Annotated in this window: 24 protein-coding genes and 1 pseudogene; 10 read left to right on the top strand and 15 right to left on the bottom strand. The window is 38.8% G+C overall.

The features are described from left to right. Nucleotides 1-44: 44 nt before the first annotated feature. From recG to CYP51_RS01130, 3 genes are read right to left on the bottom strand one after another with little or no spacing between them, the layout of a single operon-like run. Nucleotides 45-1862, bottom strand: a complete 1818-nt coding sequence (gene recG / locus CYP51_RS01120) for an ATP-dependent DNA helicase RecG (RefSeq protein ID WP_103624050.1) — start codon at nt 1860-1862, stop codon at nt 45-47. Next, nucleotides 1852-3081: a M16 family metallopeptidase gene (locus CYP51_RS01125; protein ID WP_103624051.1), complete on the bottom strand. Its 1230-nt coding sequence runs from the start codon at nt 3079-3081 to the stop codon at nt 1852-1854. The genes recG and CYP51_RS01125 overlap by 11 nt, the downstream gene beginning before the upstream one ends. Then, on the bottom strand, nt 3082-4128 hold the full coding sequence (locus tag CYP51_RS01130) for a dehypoxanthine futalosine cyclase (protein WP_103576760.1): 1047 nt from the start codon (nt 4126-4128) through the stop codon (nt 3082-3084). A 132-nt stretch (nt 4129-4260) separates the two neighbouring features. Between CYP51_RS01130 and CYP51_RS01135 the strand changes: the two genes are divergently transcribed. Continuing rightward, a complete protein-coding gene (locus tag CYP51_RS01135; RefSeq protein WP_103624052.1) occupies nt 4261-4467 on the top strand; it encodes a hypothetical protein in 207 nt (68 codons plus the stop codon). A 21-nt stretch (nt 4468-4488) separates the two neighbouring features. Here the strand turns inward: CYP51_RS01135 and CYP51_RS01140 are convergent, their stop codons facing one another. Beyond that, entirely contained in the window at nt 4489-4881 is a 393-nt protein-coding gene (locus CYP51_RS01140) for an NfeD family protein (RefSeq protein ID WP_103624053.1), read from the bottom strand. Then, nucleotides 4878-5792, bottom strand: a complete 915-nt coding sequence (locus CYP51_RS01145; protein WP_054196349.1) for an SPFH domain-containing protein — start codon at nt 5790-5792, stop codon at nt 4878-4880. The genes CYP51_RS01140 and CYP51_RS01145 overlap by 4 nt, the downstream gene beginning before the upstream one ends. Before the next feature lie 80 nt (nt 5793-5872). On the opposite strand from CYP51_RS01145, the gene CYP51_RS01150 reads away from it, so the two are divergent. The 3 genes from CYP51_RS01150 to CYP51_RS01160 are packed head-to-tail and all read left to right on the top strand — an operon-like array spanning nt 5873 to nt 8750. Next, nucleotides 5873-6301, top strand: coding sequence for a copper resistance protein NlpE (locus CYP51_RS01150; protein ID WP_084108484.1), 429 nt, complete (start codon nt 5873-5875; stop codon nt 6299-6301). Between the two features lie 48 nt (nt 6302-6349). Beyond that, a complete protein-coding gene (locus CYP51_RS01155; protein ID WP_103624054.1) occupies nt 6350-7552 on the top strand; it encodes a copper resistance protein NlpE in 1203 nt (400 codons plus the stop codon). 1 nt (nt 7553) lies between these two features. Continuing rightward, entirely contained in the window at nt 7554-8750 is a 1197-nt protein-coding gene (locus CYP51_RS01160; RefSeq protein WP_103624055.1) for an MFS transporter, read from the top strand. Between the two features lie 48 nt (nt 8751-8798). On the opposite strand, the gene CYP51_RS01165 is transcribed toward CYP51_RS01160, so the two are convergent. The 9 genes and pseudogenes from CYP51_RS01165 to CYP51_RS09740 all read right to left on the bottom strand — a co-directional run. Continuing rightward, nucleotides 8799-9623, bottom strand: a complete 825-nt coding sequence (locus CYP51_RS01165) for a CheR family methyltransferase (protein WP_103624056.1) — start codon at nt 9621-9623, stop codon at nt 8799-8801. Continuing rightward, nucleotides 9610-10179, bottom strand: a complete 570-nt coding sequence (locus CYP51_RS01170) for a CheB methylesterase domain-containing protein (protein ID WP_021090732.1) — start codon at nt 10177-10179, stop codon at nt 9610-9612. The genes CYP51_RS01165 and CYP51_RS01170 overlap by 14 nt, the downstream gene beginning before the upstream one ends. A gap of 112 nt (nt 10180-10291) precedes the next feature. Next, nucleotides 10292-10552: a FlhB-like flagellar biosynthesis protein gene (locus tag CYP51_RS01175; RefSeq protein ID WP_084108494.1), complete on the bottom strand. Its 261-nt coding sequence runs from the start codon at nt 10550-10552 to the stop codon at nt 10292-10294. After that, nucleotides 10552-12183, bottom strand: a complete 1632-nt coding sequence (locus tag CYP51_RS01180; RefSeq protein WP_180997721.1) for a flagellar hook-length control protein FliK — start codon at nt 12181-12183, stop codon at nt 10552-10554. The genes CYP51_RS01175 and CYP51_RS01180 overlap by 1 nt, the downstream gene beginning before the upstream one ends. 21 nt (nt 12184-12204) lie before the next feature. Then, entirely contained in the window at nt 12205-13449 is a 1245-nt protein-coding gene (locus CYP51_RS01185; protein ID WP_103624058.1) for an MFS transporter, read from the bottom strand. After that, a complete protein-coding gene (locus CYP51_RS01190; RefSeq protein ID WP_258032758.1) occupies nt 13439-13996 on the bottom strand; it encodes a hypothetical protein in 558 nt (185 codons plus the stop codon). The genes CYP51_RS01185 and CYP51_RS01190 overlap by 11 nt, the downstream gene beginning before the upstream one ends. Next, nucleotides 13947-14225, bottom strand: coding sequence for an AtpZ/AtpI family protein (locus CYP51_RS01195; RefSeq protein WP_084108504.1), 279 nt, complete (start codon nt 14223-14225; stop codon nt 13947-13949). Before CYP51_RS01195 ends, CYP51_RS01190 begins: the two co-directional genes overlap by 50 nt. Continuing rightward, nucleotides 14225-15508 carry a glutamate-1-semialdehyde 2,1-aminomutase gene (hemL, locus tag CYP51_RS01200; protein WP_103624060.1) on the bottom strand — a complete coding sequence of 428 codons (1284 nt, stop codon included), beginning with the start codon at nt 15506-15508 and terminating at the stop codon, nt 14225-14227. Before hemL ends, CYP51_RS01195 begins: the two co-directional genes overlap by 1 nt. A 266-nt stretch (nt 15509-15774) precedes the next feature. After that, nucleotides 15775-16110: pseudogene (locus tag CYP51_RS09740) on the bottom strand (c-type cytochrome); the annotation flags it as partial. An 83-nt stretch (nt 16111-16193) separates the two neighbouring features. Between CYP51_RS09740 and folD the strand changes: the two are divergent. Genes folD through CYP51_RS01220 form a run of 3 tightly spaced genes read left to right on the top strand, consistent with a single transcriptional unit; the run spans nt 16194 to nt 18608 of the window. Continuing rightward, nucleotides 16194-17045, top strand: coding sequence for a bifunctional methylenetetrahydrofolate dehydrogenase/methenyltetrahydrofolate cyclohydrolase FolD (gene folD, locus CYP51_RS01210; RefSeq protein ID WP_103624062.1), 852 nt, complete (start codon nt 16194-16196; stop codon nt 17043-17045). Nucleotides 17046-17056: 11 nt separating this feature from the next. Beyond that, nucleotides 17057-17962, top strand: coding sequence for a signal peptidase I (gene lepB / locus CYP51_RS01215; RefSeq protein ID WP_103624063.1), 906 nt, complete (start codon nt 17057-17059; stop codon nt 17960-17962). Further along, nucleotides 17949-18608 carry a site-2 protease family protein gene (locus CYP51_RS01220; protein ID WP_103624064.1) on the top strand — a complete coding sequence of 220 codons (660 nt, stop codon included), beginning with the start codon at nt 17949-17951 and terminating at the stop codon, nt 18606-18608. Before lepB ends, CYP51_RS01220 begins: the two co-directional genes overlap by 14 nt. Nucleotides 18609-18626: 18 nt before the next feature. Here the strand turns inward: CYP51_RS01220 and CYP51_RS01225 are convergent, their stop codons facing one another. Then, complete coding sequence (locus CYP51_RS01225; protein ID WP_103624065.1) at nt 18627-20012, bottom strand: DUF4139 domain-containing protein; 1386 nt, start codon at nt 20010-20012, stop codon at nt 18627-18629. A 109-nt stretch (nt 20013-20121) separates the two neighbouring features. Here CYP51_RS01225 and rpiB point away from each other — a divergent pair, with 109 nt between their 5' ends. Genes rpiB through apt form a run of 3 tightly spaced genes read left to right on the top strand, consistent with a single transcriptional unit; the run spans nt 20122 to nt 21463 of the window. Beyond that, the gene (gene rpiB / locus CYP51_RS01230; RefSeq protein WP_103624066.1) at nt 20122-20565 is read left to right on the top strand and encodes a ribose 5-phosphate isomerase B; all 444 of its coding nucleotides are present in this window, start codon (nt 20122-20124) and stop codon (nt 20563-20565) included. After that, nucleotides 20562-20894: a hypothetical protein gene (locus CYP51_RS01235; protein WP_002939538.1), complete on the top strand. Its 333-nt coding sequence runs from the start codon at nt 20562-20564 to the stop codon at nt 20892-20894. Before rpiB ends, CYP51_RS01235 begins: the two co-directional genes overlap by 4 nt. A gap of 20 nt (nt 20895-20914) precedes the next feature. Further along, the gene (gene apt, locus CYP51_RS01240) at nt 20915-21463 is read left to right on the top strand and encodes an adenine phosphoribosyltransferase (RefSeq protein ID WP_103624067.1); all 549 of its coding nucleotides are present in this window, start codon (nt 20915-20917) and stop codon (nt 21461-21463) included. Nucleotide 21464: the final 1 nt, after the last annotated feature.

A 21464-nucleotide genomic window follows, 5' to 3' on the forward strand; every position in this document is an offset into this window, starting at 1 on the left:
TAAAAATTTAAAGCTAACAAAATTAAATCAAAAATTTAAAGCAACTAGGCGTTATTTTTAGCAAGCGCTGCCACTCTAGCCTTTGCAGCCTGTGTGATATCATCCTCGTAGTCGTAGAAGTTAAATGTCGCTCCATGCTGTACAAAGCCGTTTAGTATGTCACCGCTTTGGCGGTTTTTAAGATCAAGCTCGGCCACCCTAAAGCCGTCATTTGTCGCACAAAATTCTTTTAACCTAGCAGGCGTCTCTTTTAGCTTGGTAAACAAAAAGCAGTATCCATCGCCACCGTTTCGCCCCACCCTGCCTCGCAGCTGATGAAGCGTGGCAAGGCCGAGCCGCTCAGCCCCTACGATCACTATCGTATTTAGCCTTGGTAGCGAGATCCCCACCTCAACAACGGTTGTTGAGAGTAAAATCTCGCCCTCTTCTCTAAACCGCCTTAAAATTTCTTCTTTTTCTTTATCCTTGCCGTGCGTGACAAAGACATTTTTGAAATTCTTTAGCCAAAAACCTTGTGCCTCGCTTAGACTTTGGTAGTTTGAGCTCTCACTACTTTCAACTAGAGGATAGATGATGGCTACTTGAAAGCCACCTTCAAGCTGATTTTTGATGTGAGTTAGCAAAAAGCCAAACTCGCTAGCGCCTAAAATTTGGCTCGTTATATTTTTCTTAAACGGCATCTGCTTTAAAAAGCTAAAATTTACGATCGATGACTGAATAAGACTGAGCGTCCTTGGTATTGGCGTGGCTGAAAACTGCACAAAATTTGCTCGCTTGTCCTCGCTTGAGGCAAGCTCCTCTATCTTTTTGCGCTGATTTGAGCCAAAGCGGTGCTGCTCATCAACCATAACAAGTGGTGAGTTTGGCAGCTCGTGAAAGAGCAGCGCATGCGTGCCGATGATCAAATTTACTCCGCTAAAGTCTATCTTTTTCTCCCCGCTTCGCACCAGCATCACATTCATAAAAGCGGGCAGTAGCCTCTTTGCTTCGTTATAAATTTGCTCGCTTAAGATGCTTGTTGGCGCCATCAAAATGGCACTTTGCGGATAGACGCTAAGAGCAGCTGCTAGGATCACTAGCGTCTTGCCACTTCCCACATCGCCCATTATGACGCGCCTTTTTGCCTGCACAGCACCAAGGTCGTCTCTGATGTCGTTTATCGCATTTAGCTGGTCATTTGTCGGAGTAAATGGTAAGCTTTTAAGCCAAGAACTTATATCAAAAAGCTTGATTTTTGGGCTTTTAAAGTAGATTTTTTTGGCACTTAGCTTTTTTATGTAGTTAAAAATTTCTACAAATTTTAAGATCTCCACGCCCTCGCCATCATTTTTTAGGCGGTATAAAATTTGTACACTTTGCTCATCTAGCCTTTGCAGATCAGCCAGAAATTTAGCCTCTTTTTCATTTAAGCCTTCGGCTAATAAATTTTGTAAATTTATATATTTTAAAACGAGTTTTTTGACTTCATCATCTTTTAGCTCAGTCTTAAATTTAGGCACTATCTGGCCTATTTTTGTGGTGATTTTTGGATTTACGATCTGCCACGAGCTAAAGGCGTAGGAGCAAAGCCCATATATAGCCATCTCCTTGCCCACCTTAAAAGCGCCGTAGTGCCAAGACTTTGCGTTAAAAATGACGATCTTTACGCTACTTTGCCACTGCCCGCAAAAGGCAAGCGCCGTTAACATGCCAGGGCGCGAGGCGAGCGAGGTGATCTTTACATTTATGCAGATCTGCCCTTCTCTTGGGCTCTTAGCGATCGTCGTATCCTCAAAGCCCTTTGGTAGCACAAGAGCAAGGTCAAGTAGGCTAAGCACGCCTATTTTTAGAAGTTTTGCCCTATCGCTTGCTTCAAATTTCATTTTTTAGGACGCAAAAACTTAGCTGATTGATCTCTGCGTGGGCTTTTATGAAGCTATTTAGCTCGCTTAGTGAAAGGGCTGAAATTTTATCCAGATCTTTTAAAAATGCCCCAAGCTCGCCATGCTCATAAAACTCGCCCTGCGCGATATCAAGGCGTTTAAATAGCGTCTCTAGCCTAAGTGGCAACGAGCCAAGTAAAAATTTCTTCGCTTGCTCAAGCTCGGCCTTGCTAACGCCTTTTTTACTAAATTTTAAAATTTCCTCTTTTATAACGGCGATAGCCTCATCTTTTTTCTCATTTTTTGTCTGCATGTAGCCGTATAGCTGGCTGTAAGAGAGATTTAGCAAATTTCTAGCGTAGGCGCTATATGCAAGCCCTCTTTTCACGCGGATCTCCTCCATGAGCCTCGAGCCAAAGCCGCCCTCGCCCAGGATAAATGTCGCCACTGCGGCCTTGTATTTCTCCTCTGGCTTTACATAAAATGGCGCGCCAAAGTAGATGTAGGCCTGCTCGCTTTGCCTGATGATCTCGCTGGTTTCGCACTTGTTGCTTGGACTAAAACACTCTAGCTTTCGCACCTTGCCAGGCTCTAAAATTTCTAAAACCTTAGCCAGTTCTTTTGTCTGCTTCTCATCGATGTCGCCACCTAGCACGCAAAGCAAATTTGAAAGGTCTAAGTGCTCGTTTAAAAATTTCCTCACGTCTTCAAGCGTTATAGCTTTAATGCTCTTTTTCGTGCCGATACTTGGCAGAGCTAGCACGCTTTTTGGGTATAAAATCTCAAAAAGCCCTTGCCTTGCCACGTAGTCAAAGTCGTTTTCATTTGCTGCGATCTCGCCAAGTGTGACGGTTTTGCACCTATTTAGGATCTCATCTGTCAAATTTGGAGCACTCAAGAGCTCTTTTAGCTTGCCGCACGCAAAGGCAAAGTGCTCTTTTAGGCAGTTTAGATCGATGCAAAAGGTCTCAAAGCCGCAGCTTGCATTTAGGCTAATAGCCCTTACTTCAAGCTCTTTAGCAAATTTAGCCGAGCCTAGCTTCATATCGCCTTCGTTTAGTAAATTTGCACTTAGTCTAGCTAGGCCTGCTAGTTTGCCGTTTTGTGAGCTACCAGCTGCTTTGAAAACTAGTTTTAGGCTCACTACTGGCATCGCTTTTGAGCTTTCAAAAACGACTGGAATTTTTATATTTTTTACATTGATATCTAAAATTTTCATCTAAAATTTCTCCAAAATATCGTAGTTTGTGTTGCGCTTAGCTGGAATTTCTCCGACATCTTTTATAAGCTCGATCATCTGATCTTGATTCATCCTAAAGCTCGCTCCTGCGGCCTTTACAACATTTTCTTCCATCATTGTGCTGCCAAGGTCGTTTGCGCCAAAAAGAAGCGCTAGCTGACCAACGTAGCTGCCCTGTGTAACCCAGCTGCTTTGGATATTTTTAAAGTTATCCAAAAAGAGCCTTGAAACCGCAAGAAGCCTTAGATAGACGTTTGAGCTTTGCTTTTTTATCTCAGGGAATTCTTGCATGAGCTTTGTATTTAGCCCTTGAAAGCTCCAAAGTATAAATGCCCTAAATCCAGCCGTTTCATCTTGTAAATTTCTGATGTGCTCCCAGTGCTCGACGATCTCACGAGTGCTCTCAACCGTGCCAAACATCATAGTAGCAGTCGTCTTCATGCCAAGCTCGTGCGCCTCTTTGTGTATGCGAAGCCAGTCTGCGGTGTCGCACTTTTTAGGGGCGATGATGTCACGCACTCTATCGCTTAAAATCTCCGCTCCAGCCCCTGGCATCGAGTATAAGCCCTTTTCGTTTAGGCGTCTTAAGACCTCTTTTGTAGAAATTTTTGAAACTCTTGCGATGTAGTCGATCTCAACGGCAGAAAAGCCATGTATCGTGATGCTTGGATAGTGCTTGCTGATGTAGCTTACAAGCTCCTCGTACCACTCGATCTTTAGCTTTGGATGAACGCCACCTTGAAATAAAATTTGCGTACCGCCAATGGCGATTAGCTCCTCGATCTTCTTGCCGATCTCCTCAAAACTTAGCACATAAGCGTCTTCTTCTTTTGCGTGGCGGTAAAATGCGCAAAATTTACAATCCACCCAGCAGACATTTGTATAGTTGATGTTGCGATCTACGATAAAGGTCGTAATGCCTTCTGGATGAAACTCTTTTTTTCTAGCTAGCGCCATCTTGCCAAGCTCGTAAAGCGGTGCATTTTCTATAAGATCGATGGCTTCATTTACACTAAGTCTTTTCAAATTTAACCTTTTATTTTGCTTATTTTTGGGCGAGAGTTTAGCCAAAAATGCTTTTAAATATGATAAATCAGGCGTTATGAAAAATTAATTTTTAAAGGCTAAAATGTGAGAAATTCTTTAAAGGAGCGAGTTATGAAAAAGGTGATATTTGCCGTTATTTGCGGGTTATTTTTAGTTGGTTGTGCTAAAAATGAGCCAAAGCCAAACGAAGCTGGACACGCAGGATGTGGCTGCCCTCACCACCAAAACATGGCAAAAGATAAAGGAAGTTGCGAACACCACGGCGGTATGCAAAATGGTGGCCATACACATGACCACCAAATGATGCATAAATATTAATAAAAGTGCCAAAAGGCACTTTTATTTTAATATCACCTTGTCGCCTTTGGTGCCAAGAATCGTCACCTTCTCTCCGTTAGCTAAATTTCCATCGTATTTCCAAAGTGTGCCTTTGAAATAGACCATATTTTCTCTGATCTCGCCAACTCCAGCTTCGTCTAAAAATTCCTCGTTAAAGCTCTCTTTTCTGGACATAAATTTACTCTTTAACGGCGCTTTTAAAAGCACAAGGAGCACGACCGCAATCGCTGCTGTAATTAAAATTTGATAGCTCCAAGCAAAACTAAAACCAAAATTTATAGCTCCAACTACGATAAAAGCTATACCAAAAAATAGCAAATAAAATGAAAAAAAGATAAACTCGGTGATGCACAAAACCACACCGATTGCTATCATTATAAAAGGGCTGATCACGCCTTATCCTTAGCTAGAAAATTTTTCAAAACACTAAGAGAGCCAATAAGCTCAGTCGCTTCATAAGGGACTAAAATTTTATCTTTTGAACTATTTTTAGCTAGCTCACTAAATGCCCCAACTCTATCGCGCGCGAGCAAAAATTCAGCCGCATTTGCGTTTTTGCTCATACTATCATTTATCATATCCATAGCCTCTTTTTGAGCCGTTGCAATGGCTATTTGCTCGTATTTTTTTGCATCAGCCATACGCTCTATTGCCTCTGCTTGAAGCACTTTTTCTTGTTTTAGCGCCTCAGCGTTGCGTATTAAAGCCTCTTTTTCAGCCAAGGCTTTTAGCTCGATGGCTCGTTTTTCACGCTCAGCTTTCATCTGCATATTCATCGCCTCTTCGATGCCAAGCGGAACAGAAATTTCAGAAATTTCTACGCGCATGATCTTTACGCCCCAGTTGCCAGCAGCGTCGCCAAGAGCCACTTGAAGTGCGGCATTTAGGCGGTCACGTGAGCTTAGCGTATCGTCAAGATTCATCGCGCCTATCTCGCCACGAAGCGTAGTCATGGCTAAATTTGCAATGGCACGCTTGTAGTTATCTACATTATAAACCGCCATTTTTGCATCAAAGACCTTTAAAAAGACGATGCCATCGACGCTTATATTAACGTTATCTTTTGTGATGACTTGCTGTTTTGTGATGTCTACAAGCTGCTCTTTTACGGTGATTATCGCTCTTATTTGATCGACAAATGGGATAATTATGTGAAATCCGCCATCAAGCACTTTATGGAATTTACCAAGTCGCTCGATGAGTAGATTATCAGCTTGTGAGACGATCTTGATACCAGCCTTTAAAAACAAGAACGCAAAGATAACCAGAACTACGACTAAAACGCCAAATGCTTCGATTTGCATTTTTACTCCTTTAATTTATAATTTGTTATTTTCTTAAGTATTATAATACATTTTAAATTTTATTTTCAAAAAGGATTAGCATGAAAAATTTTATATTTGCACTAAGTGCGGCTCTACTTTTGGCAGGTTGTGCATCATCTAGCCAAAACACAAACGTCCCACAAGGCAAATGTGAAGTAAAAAGTAGCTGCGAAGCTCCAATTAACAGCATCGAGGGCACTTATAAAGCATTTTTGCCTTGCGCTAGCTGCATGGGTATAGACTCAACCCTTATACTAAAAAAGGACGGCACATTTGAAAGTGTGATGAACTACAAGTCAAAAGACAACTACAAAGCCGTTAGTAAAGGCAAATACTCAATCGAAAATGGTGTGATAACAACGATTGATGAGTATAAAGAAAAGAGCTTTTATAAAATAGAGGGCGAGAACCTAAAAATGCTAGATATGGATCAAAAAGAGGTCACTGGCGAGCTAAAAGATAAATACATCTTTAAACGCGTAAAATAAATTTTAAAGGCAAAATGATATAATTTTGCAATTTTTAAGGAGTTGCAAATGAAATATCTTTTTGCCATACTTATCTCATTTTTCATCCTTGGCTGCGCAAAAAATGAAAATTTAGAGCCAAAACAAAGCACACAAAATACAGTAAAAGAAGACAAACCACTAGTTCAGGCAAATACACCCAAAAAGCCAGAAAAGCTAATACTTCCAAACTCAATTTATAGTAGTTTTCACACTATTTTGCCTTGCCCAAACTGTGAAGGCATAAAAACCATCATTACGCTAAATAAAGACAAAACCTACACAAAAACAATGCTTACTATGGATAAAGAAGTAAGCTTGGTTGAAAAAAATGGCACATTTGATGTTGATGATAGTGCGATCATTTTAAAAGATGAAAATGGCAATCTTAGCTACTTTGCACCAAATAAAAACTCACTTCTTCAGCTTGATGATAAGAAAAATAAGCGAGTTGGCGTGCTAGCTCAAATTTATAATTTCGAGCCGGTAAATAAAGCTTACAAAGATAGTTTTTTTGCTAAATTTTATAAATTTAAAAACAAAGATAACTTTTTAGACATCGTAATCGTACCAAGTAAAAATGGTGCAAAAATAAGTTTTTATTCATCATTAAAAAATGGCTCGCCACTTTGCGAGTTTAGTTCGGAGCTACTTTACGACAAAGGAATTTTTTACCTTTTAGATGAAAAAGGCATTGCTCTAAGCATACACAGAATAAATAATGCAATTTTTCTAGTGGCAAACGATAAAATTTGTAAAAATGCTCACATAAGCGGACGATATAAAAAAGATAAAGATCAAAAAAATCTCTTTGGTAAAGGATTTTTTGCAGAGCTGACAAACGAATCAGCAAATAGAGATGTGATAAAAATTTATGGCTCAAAAAACATAAAACGGGATAACACAAAAAAAGAAAACAGCTACATCGTAACAAACAAAAATGAAAGAATTTTTGAATACACCTTGCTAAATGGCATTATCACAAGCATTGAAATTTACTCAAACGAGTTTAAAACTCCAGAAAATATCAGTCTTAAATCAAATTTCAAAGATATAAAAAATTCTCTTGTTATTTCTAAATTTAGTAGTGAAAAAAACAATATCTATCTAAAAATAGATAGCCACGATATGTTAATCACACTAAAAAATCCACTTGCCAAAGAGGTAACAAGCCTAAACAATATACCAGAAGAAACAAAGATAGAGCAAATAACGCTAATGTGGAATCAATAAGTTGAAAGAATATCTTAAACTTTTAAAAGAAGAGAAAAATTTTCGCCTCTTAAGCATCATTCAGCTTATATGCTATTTTGGCGTATGGTTTTCGCACACAGGTATCTTTACCCTTCTTATCAAGCTTGACGCTCCTGTTTGGGCGATCACACTAAGTGCAGCGATGGCATTTATCCCAGGTGTTGTCATAGCTCCATTTAGTGGAATTTTAGTTGATAAATTTAGCCCAAAACCAATGCTTGTCATCATGATGGCAGTTGAGACGATAAGCGTTTTTATGCTTCTTTTTATAAACTCACTTGATTTTTTATGGCTACTTTTACTCATCATTTTTGTTAGAAATGGCACTGGCGGAATGTATTTTCAAGTAGAGATGAGCTTACTGCCAAAAATTTTAAGCAAAGAAAATCTCAAACTCGCAAACGAGATCCACTCTATCATCTGGGCGGTCTCATACACTGCTGGCATGGGGCTTGCTGGAGTTTACATACACTTTTTTGGTATTAAAAGCGCATTTTTGCTTGATGGCATACTATACATTTTTAGCTTTGGATTTTTATATTTTTTAAATTTACAAGGTCTAAAGCCAGAATTTATAGAAAAACCACTAAAAATGCTAAAAAATGGCCTTGTGTATTTAAAAGAAAACAGGCTTATCGTGCATCTTATATTCTTGCACGCCTTTGTTGGAATTACCGCTTATGACGCATTGATCGCGCTTTTGGCTGATTACAAATATGCAAATTTACTATCGACATCGCTAATTATAGGACTATTAAATACCTCAAGGTCCATTTCGCTTATGTTTGCTCCAGCCATACTTAGTAAATTTATAAATAAAAACACGCTTATTTTCGTATATATCGGTCAAGGCCTTGGTATCATTATTTGGGCTTTATCGCTTTGGAATTTTTATCTATCGCTTATTGGCATTATCTTCGCTGGATTTTGCACATCAAGTCTTTGGAGCTACACCTATACGATGCTTCAGCAAAACTGCAAAAAAGAATTTTATGGCCGAGTGATTGCATATAACGATATGATTTTTCTTGGCTTTAGCGCTCTCATTTCATTTATCATTGGTCTGCTTTATGATATTGGACTTAGTGTTGAGATGATTGCAAGTTTTATGGGAAGCCTCTTTTTTGTAGGGGCTTTTTACTATCACATCGTATTAAAAAGCTACAAAATAAGGTGATTGTTTTTAAATTAAGTCGCCTAAGTTAAAAGGCGACTTGGCAAATTTTTATTTTTTTAGATAGTAAGTAGTTCCATTTGAAAAGCGTTTTTCATAAGCTGGAGTGTAAGGAACAAGATCAGCGTGCCCAGCGTAAAGCCTACCATCTGGCTTAAGCAATTTATGAAGCCTCTCAACACATTTTAATCTAAAATCATCATCAAAATAGATCATCATATTTCTTGAAAGTACGATATCAAATTTTCCTAGATTAAAAATAGCATCATCAAAAACATTTAAAATTTTAAACTCACACCTTGGTAAAATTTCTTTTTTTATCTTAAATTTATCATCGACTTTTGTAAAAAATCTCTCTTTTTGAAAATCGCTTAATCTGTGCAAGCTCCTCTCACTAAAAATACCATTTTGACAGCTTGCAATGGCTTCTGAGTTTATGTCTATACCTACGATCGAAATTTCATGCTGTTTAAATCCCATCTCATAAGCAAGCATTGCGAGCGAATATGACTCATCTCCAGTAGAGCAAGGAGCACACAAAATTCTAGCTCCTCCAAGCTCCTTTGCGTAATAGATCACATCTTTAAGTTGAGGCAACTCTCTATAAAAATAAGTCTCATTTACAGTTACTAGATTTAAAATGTCTTGTCGTAAGCTTGTGTTATATCTTATCATCGAAACAAGATCTTTAAAGCTTTTTATCTGGCGATCTCTAATAAAAATGGTAATTCGTTGCAATGTAATATCTCTTTTTGGCTCCAGATCAACTCCGCAAAGAGTTTTGATAACATTCATAAATTCATTAAAACTATCCATATCTTGTGAAGTATTTGTTTGCATTGTTTTTGTATCTTTTGCGTCATTAGTTAATAGCATTTAAAAAATCCTCCAGCTCTTTTTTTATCATAGTTAGATTTAATGATTTTAAGCTTTGATTTAGCTCCTTTGCACGTTTTGGCATACCATAAACTATCGCGCTCTCTTCATTTTCAGCTATACATTTTGCTCCAGCCTTATAAAGCTTATCAAGCCCAGATGCACCATCATCTCCGATGCCAGTTAGTAAGATAGCTAAGACATTTGCGCTTTTGCAAATTCCAACTCCAGATTTAAACAACACATCAACATTTGGCGTATATATAGTCTTTTCTTCTGTATTTGGCTTTGCACTGATTGGCAAATTTGGCGAAACCACTACATTTTGTTCACAGACATATACGGTATTTTCTTTTAAAATTTTCCTCTCATTTAAAATTTCAACATCCAAGCCACACTCTTTTCCGATTTGCATAGCAAAAGAGTTTATAAACATTTTATTCATGTGCTGGGCTATCACGATGATAGCTCCATTTAGTTTTACGTTTTTTAATAACTTTTTTAAATGCCCAGGCCCGCCAGTAGATGCCCCTATTAATATTAATTTTTGTGCCACAAATAGCCTTTAAAATTTTAATTTAATATTTAGTTTACGCCACTTTTTTGTATATCGTCAATATCCTTGCCACTCTTTATATGCCTTGCTAACTTTTAAGCAAATTTATAGATCATTTCTTTGTGATCTTATATAAAAAGCTAAAAATTTCAGCAACAGCTTTATATAAATTCGGTGGAATTTCTTGATCAACTTCAACCTTGCTTAAAATTTCAATAAGGTCAGGATCCTCTTTGATCGGTATATCATGCTCTTTTGCAAGATCAATTATTCTATTTGCTATCTCACCAGCGCCATTAGCCAGCACTCTTGGAGCATTATCTTTAGATCTGTTGTAGCCAAGAGCTACTGCTTTTTTCTTATTTACTTGCATTAAATTTTCTTATCAAAGCCCACATCAAGGCCACCAAATTTTTTAAATCTATCATTTAGCTTCACTTTTGACAAAGTTTTGATATTAAAGTTTGAAACTATAAGTCCAAGCTTTGATATTGCTTGTTTTAATTCGCTAGAGTTTGAGAGGATTAGCTCCTTAAACTCATTTGTTTGCGTAGCTACCGAAAGATCAATGTACCTTTTATCAATAAGTCCAACCATCACATTTATCTGTCCAAATTTCTTAAAATTTAGATCGATCTGAGCGTAAAATTTATCCTTTTTGCCTTGCTTAAATGCGATATTTCCACCCTCAACGCCGTCCCAAATATAAGGCATATAAGTTTGAATCCCGCCTTGAAGGCTTGATATCATTTGATGCATCTCGATCTGCGAAATCATCTTATTTGCAGCATTTACGCTTTGTGGGTTTTGACTCTTTTCACTGATATTTAAAAGCGTACTTTTTATATCTTGGCTTAGCACCTTTGAAATTTCGTTGCTATTTTTAGTCGTAATATTATTTATATCGTTTGTAGCGAGATTTAGTTGTTTTAAAAGCGCCTTGCTCTCACTTAGTTCATTTTTAGCCAAACTTACCTTAGCATCAGCAAGACTTAGGCTATGAGCAAGACGCCTCGCCGCGCTTTGGAGCTTATCTTGCAAGCTGCCATCCTTTGAAACATCACTCATCTCATTAAACGCTTTTACAAGCCCTGCTTCATCGCCTATGTTATTTAGCGTTTTTAGATCGTTTTTTATGCTATCAAGGATAGTTTTTAGCTCTTTGTGATTTTGGCTAAAACCAAAATTTTGATTTAGCTTTTCATTTGCTAGGCTTGCGACTTTCTCGCTTAAATTTGAGATGAAATTTTGCATTTTGCCTATTTGATTTTTTACTAGCTCGCCATTTTGATCTTTTGAAAAATTTTTATCTAAAAATTTAACCACATTATCAAGCTTATCAACATCTTTTAAAAGGGTTTTTATGCTTGAGTTATCAAGGATATTTTTTGCGTCATTACTCGATTTTTCAAGTATAGAAGCAAGTTTTGAAAAAGAATTTTGATTATCTAATTTTTCATCATTTAGGGTTAAAATTTGATTTAGTAAATTCCCGCTTAAGAGATTTTTTATATCACTTAGTAGCTTCTGAACCGAGCTTGGAAGCTTCTCTGGACTAAGTGCATCTTTTAAATTTGCTTCAAGCATTACGCCTGAGTTTTTGATCTGATCATTTAGTGAGCCAGCTTTTAGATCGGCTATTGGTTTTAGAAATTCTTTTAGCTTTAGTGCAAGGCTCTTTATTTCACTATTTTCATTTTGCGCCGCTTCTGCTTCTAAGCTTTTTGCAAGGTCTGATAGCTCGCTGGCTAAATTTGGAGCGATTTTCGTATCTTTTGCCTGAGATAAAATTTGTTCAGCCTTGCTAAGACTTGAAGCGCTTTTTAGATCATCAAGCACTCTTGCAACGAGTTTTCCAACATTATCAAGTGTCTCTGAAACGCTTTGCTCACTAGGCGTTTGTACGCTTGGCTGATTTTTAAAAAGCGAGCCTTCATTTTTACGAACTGGCACATTTTGAGCAGTATTTTGTCCAGTTTGAACCGAAGTATTTGATATATTCAAAGAATTTCCTACGTTCATTTTCTACTTTTTATTTTTTCTATCGGCAAAATTTCCATTTTGCTCAATAGTAGCGATGCCAGCCGTTCTTGCAACGAGCCTGTCGTTGTACTCTTTTCTCATGTGCTGTGGTATTGTCTTTTGCGTTAGCGCAAATAAAATAAGCCCAGCAAAAAGCACCAAATAAACATAGATAAAGCCAAATGCTCCAAAAATTTTCATCGCATAACTCATAAGAAGCGGCGAAAAAAGCGAAGCCAAAGAGTAGCTAAATAGCAAAGCACGTGCGACTTGCACGCTCTTTGTCTTGTCTGTGATCTCATCATTTGCCCTAGCGAGCGAAAGTCCATATGTGCAAAAAATTCCAGCCCCAAAAAAGAATGAAAGCAGATATTCAACCATTAAATTTTTGCCATTTAGTAAAAACAAAACCGCACTTATTAAAGCTACACTGCTACAAAGCAAAATAGCTGGCCTTCTGCCATATCTATCAGAAAAACTACCGATAAAAACTTGAGCTAAAAAGCCTCCGATCATCGCAACCGTCATAAAAAATGACGCCTCTTTTGTGCCGTATCCTTGAAGCAAAACAAAAAGGCTTGCCATCGAAAAAAAGCCATTTATTGCTAAGCCTGCAATGAGCGCACCAACAAGAGCGAGCGGGACGATACCAAAAATTTTTGGGATATTTATGGGCTGACGCTCTGGGATTTGAGGCTGATTTATACGGATCAAATTTAATGGAATGCTTGAGAGCATGATAAAAGCTGCACTTATGATAAAAATTTCAAAGGTATTAAGGTTAAGCGCCAAGATCAAAATACCAAGTCCAAAACTCGTGTAAAAAACGCCTTCGTAAAAGGCTATCACGCGAGATCTTATTTTATTTGGAATTTTTGCATTTAGCCAGCTTTCTATAACCATCAAAAGTGCGTAGTAGCAATATCCCAAAAATGCACGCAAGATCGCCCAGAATACTAAATTTTGATTTAACGCATGAAGCATAGCTGAGACCGCAAAAATGGCTGAAAAGATGGCAAAGGCTCTTATGTGACCAGTAGTTGAGATGACTCTGTGAGCTGTAATGGTGCTAATTAACGCGCCTACAAAAAAGCCTGTATTGATTAATCCAATCTCTAGCTCACCCACTCCATTTTGCTTAAGAAGTGCGCTACAAGATGCGATGACTAGGCCATTTCCGATAAAAAGTAAACTCATGCCCAAAAATAGAGGTCCCATCGAGCGGATGATCCTAAAGCTACTTGCCATCAGTATCCTTTGCGGTATTAAATTTATTCTCCATAAGCCCAAAAACAAATGCACCAATAGGCATCGGAGCAAGCCCCACCAAAAAGCCAGGCACGTTTAGTAAATTTTCATTTTTTAAAAAAATAAATCCAAAAAAAAGTATCGCATAAGCCACTAAGCGGTAAGGCATAAAGGCTGCTGCGAAACTTTTATCTTTAAATGAAAATCTCTGCTTTTTTAGCCTTGCTTTTTCTTCTTTTAGGCTAAATTCTTTTGCCTCTCTCTCAGGCAAAATTTCTTCATCCTCTTCGTCCTCTTCTTCTATTTTGGCTAAAATTTCATCTCTAGCATTTTCTAGCCGAGAATTTATGCGGTTTTTATATGCAAAAAAACTAGCCGTTAAGATGATAAGCGAAGCAAAAAATGAAATTTGCGAGCTTATAAAAAATTGATTTGATATAAATTTGCCAACCGCGCTAAGAGCTAGCCAAAGTGCAAAGTAGCAAATCAAAAGCCTACTAATCATCCTCATCATCGTCTTTTGTGTAGCCTTTGTATCTGCTTTCATCTTTTAGCTCATCTAGGCTTTTTATCTGCGCTTTGTAAGCTTTATAGACGTTTAAAATAGCAGCTGCGATGCCAATAGCAAAGCCTATCCAAAGGGCTGGCGTGAAATTTGTAGCCTTTTTTACAAAATACCCTAGTCCAGTGCCAAGCAAGATCGCAACTACGATTGAAACGCCAAGGCTTAGCTGCTCAGCCCCCGCTACGATATCTTTTATCTTAAATTTTGCCATTAGGCTTTTATCTCCAAAAACGCCTCTTTAGCTGCACTTACCGCTAGATCAATATCCGCCTCACTCATCGCATCGCAGATAAATCCAGTCTCAAACTGACTTGGCGCTAGATAAATTCCACGCCTAAGCATCGCTTGGTGAAATTTAGCAAAGAGTTTTGTGTCGCTCTTTAACGCATCGTTGTAGTTTTTCACGGCATGCTCTGTAAAAAAGTAGCCAAACATAGAGCCACGAACATCAGTTTGGATGGTAATGCCAGCACTTTTTGCTGCCTCTTTAAAGCCGTCCATTAGTTTTTTAGCTAATTTTTCAAGTCTAGCGTATAAATTTACGTCGCTATTTATCTTTGAAATAGCCGCTATACCAGCGCTCATCGCCACTGGGTTGCCACTTAGCGTGCCTGCTTGATATACTGCACCCTCAGGGCTTAAGCAGTCCATAATTTCAGCCTTACCGCCAAATGCAGCGACGTTCATGCCTCCGCCTATAACTTTGCCAAATGTGACAAGATCGGCATCTACTTCGTGAAATGGATATGAGCCAAGGCGAGAAGCTCTAAAACCGCTCATAACCTCATCAAGAATAAGCACTGCGCCAAATTTATCGCAAAGCTCTCTAAGCTCTTCTAAAAATTTCTTATCAGCTGGCACAAGCCCCATATTTCCTGCGATAGGCTCGATTATGACGACGCCGATTTTGTCTTTATTGTTTTCAAAGATGGCTTTTACGCTCTCGATATCGTTATAAACTGCTAGATAAGTGTTTTTCACAACATCTTGTGGTACGCCGCTGCTTGATGCGTTGCCGTATGTCGTAGCGCCACTTCCTGCTTTTATAAGAAGTGCATCGCTGTGTCCGTGATAGCAGCCTTCAAATTTTATTAGTCCATCTTTTTTAGCATATCCTCTAGCCACTCTGATAGCGCTCATAGTGGCCTCTGTGCCAGAGCTTACGAAGCGAATTTTATCTATTTGTTTAAACTCATCACATATTAGCTTTGCTAGAGCTGTCTCTTTTGGAGATGGAGCGCCGTATGAGACGCCTTGTTTTACAGCAGAGATGATCGCCTCTTCGATATCTTTGTCGCAGTGACCAAAGATGAGTGGTCCCCAGCTTTGGATAAAGTCAAGATATTTTTTACCCTCGACATCGTATAGATAAGCTCCATTTGCGTGATCGATCATTACAGGCTCACCGCCAACGCTTCCAAATGCACGTACTGGCGAATTTACGCCGCCTGGGATATATTTTTTGGCTTCGCTAAATGCCTCTTTATTTGTCATTTTTTATCCTTTTGATTTTGTGTTTTTAAATTTGTCTTTTGATTATCTTTTTGATTTGTTACTGGTTTTACTGGCGACTTTGGTGCTTGCGTAGTAGCGGTTTTTGCTGACTCAGCTGGCTTAGCTGTGGTAGTTTTAGCTGACTCTGCTGGTTTTGTAGCAGGGGCGGCTTTAGCAGATTGCTCTGGCTGTTTTTGCGTCGTATCAGTGGAAACTGGCTTGCTTAAATTTTGCGCTTTTGCTGCTTTTGAAGGAGTATTTATCTTATTCGTAATGTATTCATAAAGAATCGTAGTCTCCTCGTCTGTCAAAAAGTAGCTTGGCATGACGCCTTTTGGCTTAGTTAAAGCGGCTTTAAAGCTTTCAAAATCTATATCATTTATCTTTGGTGCTCTAAGCTCATCGTCAACCGTTTTGTTTGCCTTTTTATCAAAGTGTTTGTATTTAGAGATTAGACTGCCCTCACCCTTTGTGCCGTGACATTTATCGCATCCTATGCCACGTGGATTTAGGTAGAGCATCTTGGCATATTCGGTCTTTGTGATAAAATCAGCACCAAAAATCGCTACACAAAAAAGCAAAATCAAAAAAACAGACCGCATAAACCTCTCTTTAAAAATTTTAATTTAATTTTAGGTATGATACCACCCTTGTGATTAAAAAAGCTTTTAAATAAGGATCCAACATGAAAATTTTAGACGGCAAAGCCGTATCTTTAAAGGTCAAAGAAAGCGTAAAAGTAAGAGCTGAAGAACTAAAAAAATTTGGCGTAGAGCCAACCCTAGCTGTCATCTTAGTAGGCGAAGATAAAGCATCTCAGACATACGTTAGAGCCAAAGAGAAAGCCTGCAACGAATACGGCATAAAAAGCGTGGCTCACCGTCTAAGCGAAAATACAACCCAAAACGAGCTACTTGCCCTTATAAACGTGCTAAATTTAGACGATAGCATCCATGGCATCTTGGTTCAGCTGCCACTGCCAAAGCACATCGATACAAACGTCATGCTCGCAGCGATCGATCCACGAAAAGATGTAGATGGCTTTCACGCTGTAAATGTTGGCAAACTTGTTAGCGGACTTGATGGCTTCGTGCCTTGCACACCGCTTGGCGTGATGGAAATTTTAAAAGAGTATGGCATAGATGTAGCTGGACTAAATGCAGTGGTGATCGGCAGAAGCAACATCGTTGGCAAGCCTATGGCAAATTTACTCCTTAATGCCTCTGCAACGGTTACGGTGACACACAGCAAGACTAAAAATTTAAAAGAAATTTGCAAAAATGCTGACCTCATCGTTGCAGCCATTGGCAAGCCATTTTTCTTAAAGGCTGATATGGTAAAAGATGGCGCAGTAGTCGTTGATGTGGGCATAAACAGACTTGATGATGGCAGGCTTGTGGGTGATGTGGATTTTGAAGAGGTCGCACCAAAATGCTCATATATCACGCCTGTTCCTGGCGGCGTTGGACCTATGACCATAGCCATGCTTTTAAACAACACCATCCTTGCTGCACAAGCAAAGATAGCTAAAAATTAAAGAGTGAGATAATGAAGAGAGCTTTTACTAAATTTTATGACTTTTGCTCGAGCTGGACAGGTACGGTTATCATCGTTTTGCTTGTCATTTTCTTTGTAGCTCAAGCCTTTGTGATCCCGTCTGGTTCGATGAAAAACACGCTTTTGGTTGGGGATTTTTTATTTGCTAAAAAGTATGTTTATGGCATACCAACACCAAGAATTCCTTGGCTTGAGGTGAAAATTTTACCTGAGCTAAATGACAATGGTCACCTTATAACAGGCGATGGTCCTGCAAGGGGCGATATAGTCGTATTTCGCTATCCAAACGATGAGAAAACTCACTTTGTAAAGCGCTGCTTTGCGACTAGCGAGGACGAGATCGTTTTTACTGAAAAAGCCCTCTATCTGCGCCCAAAAGAGGGAGATAGCTTCATAAAGGCAAACTGCCGTGAAAATTTAAACGGCAAAGAGAGCAAATTTGGCTACTCGTGCAGCGACATAGCCGAGCTTGACGGCAAGCTTTTCATAAAAGAGCCGTATAGATTTAGTGGCATCCATTACGACGAAAATGTAAATTTATTTGAGCAGATGGTTTTCATGCTAAATACAAACAAATCAAACGTTTTTATGAAGCCAGCGCTCATTAGCTCACTACCGCAAAATCCAAATTTTAACTTTAATGCATTTTACGTCAAAGTGCCAAAGGATGAGTACTTTATGATAGGCGACAACCGCGATCACTCAAACGACAGCCGTTTTTGGGGAAGCGTGGCTTACAAGGACATAGTCGGTCAGCCTTGGTTTATTTATTTTAGCTGGGACAATAACTACAATGTGCGCTGGGAGCGTATCGGACGCTTTGTAGATACGATAGAAAATGACGAATTTTTCACTAGCAAAGCTCTAAAAGAAGGTGAAGTAGATGGGCTTCATTGATAACATAGACATAGTTAAAATCGCCACTATCGTCATCTCTTTAATAATCGCCATCGTTGGTCACGAGATCGCCCATGGCTATGTCGCTTATAAATTTGGTGACAACACTGCAAAAAGCCTTGGCAGGCTTAGCATAAACCCTATAAAACATATTGACCCAGTTGGCACTATCATCGTGCCACTGGTACTTTACCTAAGCACTGGTATGATGTTTGGCTGGGCAAAACCAGTGCCTGTAAATACCTACACAGTCGTGCGAAATGGCGGATATAAAGCAGCTATCTACGTAAGTCTAGCTGGCATTTGCTACAACATCATCTTGGGCGTCTTGTCGCTTTTTGTGTTAAAGGCTTTATTAAATATAGAAACCTTTGAAATTTTACTTCAGTTTTTATTTACGCTTGCGCTTTTAAATTTGATGTTAGCCATCTTTAATCTCTATCCGATTCCACCACTTGATGGCTTTCACGCAGTTGAGTACGCGCTTAGAAATTTTGGCTTTCATGCACTGGCTGAAAAGCTTGAGGGTATTTCAAGATATGGCTTTGTCATCCTTATCATCATCCTTGTTTCGCCTTTAAAAGATACTATCTTTTATCCGACAAGATACGTTTTAGATATCGCAAGTGCCTTTATAAACGGCTAAATTTAGAGCAAATTTGCTCTAATTTTTTGGCTTTGTGATCTTATAAGAGTACTCTTTTTTAAATTCCTCTTTTGGTGCGAGGCTAAATTTAAGCTCCACCTTGCCATCTTTGCTGATATCTTTTTTATCAAAACCCTTTATCTCGACCTTTACCGCCTCATCAACAGATACTGGCACGCGATCAACCAAAGTGACATCGACACTTTTACTTGAGTTATTTTTGACACTTATCTCATAGCCCTCTTCGCTTATGCGGTCTTTGCCAAGAAGCGAGCTCTTTTTAAATTTATTTAAGCGCTCTTTTTTAAGCTCGATTAGCTCGTTTTGTCCTAAAAATAACTGCACTGGCTCATCTTTAGCTTTCATCTCAAACTCGCTTGGACTACCAACACTCACACCATTAACATAAAACTGCGTTTTAGCTGGCGTTAGATCATCATTTAGCTTAAAGCTAGCTACGTTATATGCCTTTAGCGAGCCGTAAAAATCAGCAAAAACGCTAAAATTTGTGTCCATTTTTTGCGTATCGTAAGTTATATATTTGCTCTCGCCTTTTGCTAAATTTATCCCATCTATCTTCCAAATTTTGGCAAATTCGTTCTCATCTCTTTGCACACGCATATCAGCGACCTCAGCAGTGACTTTTGCGGCTCTTAGCATATTTTTTGAAGTGCCGTAACCATCAGCCTCTGCCTCACTCTCCTCGTACCAAGGGTAAAACTTGCTTGGAGCAAGCGCCTTTTGATATCTGGTTGGATAGATAGCGAGTTTTAAATTTTTAACATCACTGGTAAATGGGTTGGTGAGCAAAATTTCTTGTTTTATCAAGATATTTTTGTTTTTTGTGTCTGCATAAATTTCATTTAGCGTCTTTGGCGCCTCATCATCCATGTATGAAAGCGTCGCCTCTTTTGGGTCGCAAGCAAATTTCATATCAAGTTGCAAAAATCCAGCCATCTCGCTCTTTGGCTCATTTTCTTTAAGCGCTTCAAGCTCACTTTTAGCAGCTGAAATTTTCTCGATATTTTCTAGGCTAAATTTATAAAACTCATCAGCTCTTTTTGTCACATCGTTACTTTTGTTTTCTTCTACTAAAGCTTGCTCTATAAACCTACCTCTCGCATTTAGCGCCTCAAGCTTGTTATTTAAATTTGCAACTTCTTGCTTCCATTTTATGTAACTTGGGCTATTTTCTTCGTTGATCTTTTTTAGATAAGCATTCGCGTCACAATCCCCATTTATCGTGATGCTCTCACTTTGCACACCCTCTGGCACAAAGGCGCTAAAAGAGCTATTTGCGTCACTAAATTTTTGAGTGATGATGGTTTGATCCGTGTATATCTCTATCAAATTTTCATTTGCAAAGGCTAGCGCTGAAGCCATTAAAAAGAGCGTCTTTTTCATATTTTTCCCTTTTAAGAATTTCTAAAATTATAGCCTTTTCTCACATGCAAGCAAAATTTTATTTTAATGCAACTTTGACTATAATCTGCAAAAATTTATTGGATTTTTCATGAAAATAGATAAAATTTTTATAGCCTGCGATCACGCTGGAGTAGAGCTTAAGGTAGAGCTAAAGGAAGCCATAAAAAAGCTTGGTTATGAAGTTATTGACCTTGGTACGAATGACAAAAATAGCGTTGATTACCCTGATTATGCGCATTTGCTAGCAAGCAAGCTTGAGCCTAACTGCTACGGCGTGCTCATTTGTGGCACAGGTATTGGCATCTCAATCGCTGCAAACAGGCATGAAAACGTAAGGTGCGCACTTTGTCACGACGAATTTACCGCAAGACTTGCAAGAGAACATAACGATGCAAATGTTATCGCTTTTGGAGCAAGGGTTATCGGAGCTGGCGTGGCTACAGCAGCACTTGAAACATTTTTAAAGACAGAGTTTGCAGGTGACAGACACGAAAGAAGAGTCAAAAAAATAGAGCTTAAGGAAGCCAAATGATAGGCGAGTGGATCGTTTTTACTGCTCTTGTTTGTGCTGCGATCTACCTAACTGTTATGGTTTTTTACTTCAAAACGCTTCTAAAAAAAGAGCGTGCGACAAAAGATTTTATGAAAAATAACCTCCAAGACACCGAGGTCGTCATAAGAAAATTTCAGATCCAACTTCAGCGAAGCCTAGGCAACATCGACATCTTAACAGACGAGCTAAACAAAACTAAAAATGACGTGACCTCGCTTCGCACAAGAAATTCCCAGTACCGCTTAGAAAACGATAAGCTAAGACAACGCATACGTGAGCTTGAAGGCAAAATCGAAGCGTTACTATAACATCAAATTTAAGGAAATTTATGAAAATTTTAGATCAAAAAAGTAAAGAATTTTTACTAAACTCTATTCGCTGCATAAACGACTTTCCAAAGCCTGGCATAGTCTTTCGCGACATCACGACGCTGCTAAATAACAAAGATGCATTTAACTTTTTGATAGATCATTTGATGGCTAGATATGAGGACGTAAATATCGACTACATCGCTGGCATCGAGTCTCGCGGCTTCATCTTTGGCGCAGCGCTTGCAGCAAGACTAAGACTGCCTTTTGTGCCTATTCGCAAGCCAAAAAAACTGCCTTTTATCACGCTTTCTCAAAAATACAGCCTAGAGTATGGCGTCGATGAAGTGCAAATTCACATCGATGCTTTTGGAGAAAAAGCAGGCGCTAGAGTGCTTTTGATGGACGATCTCATAGCCACTGGAGGCACTGCAAAGGCCTCGGTTGAGCTTATCAATCAAACTAACGCAACCTGCGTAGAAGCGTGCTTTCTAATAGATCTAGTCGATCTAAAAGGTAGCGAAAAGCTAAAGTCGCTTACTAAAATTTACAGCGTTTTAGAGGTTTAGA

This window comes from Campylobacter concisus (assembly GCF_002912895.1).
Classification (GTDB): domain Bacteria; phylum Campylobacterota; class Campylobacteria; order Campylobacterales; family Campylobacteraceae; genus Campylobacter_A; species Campylobacter_A concisus_G.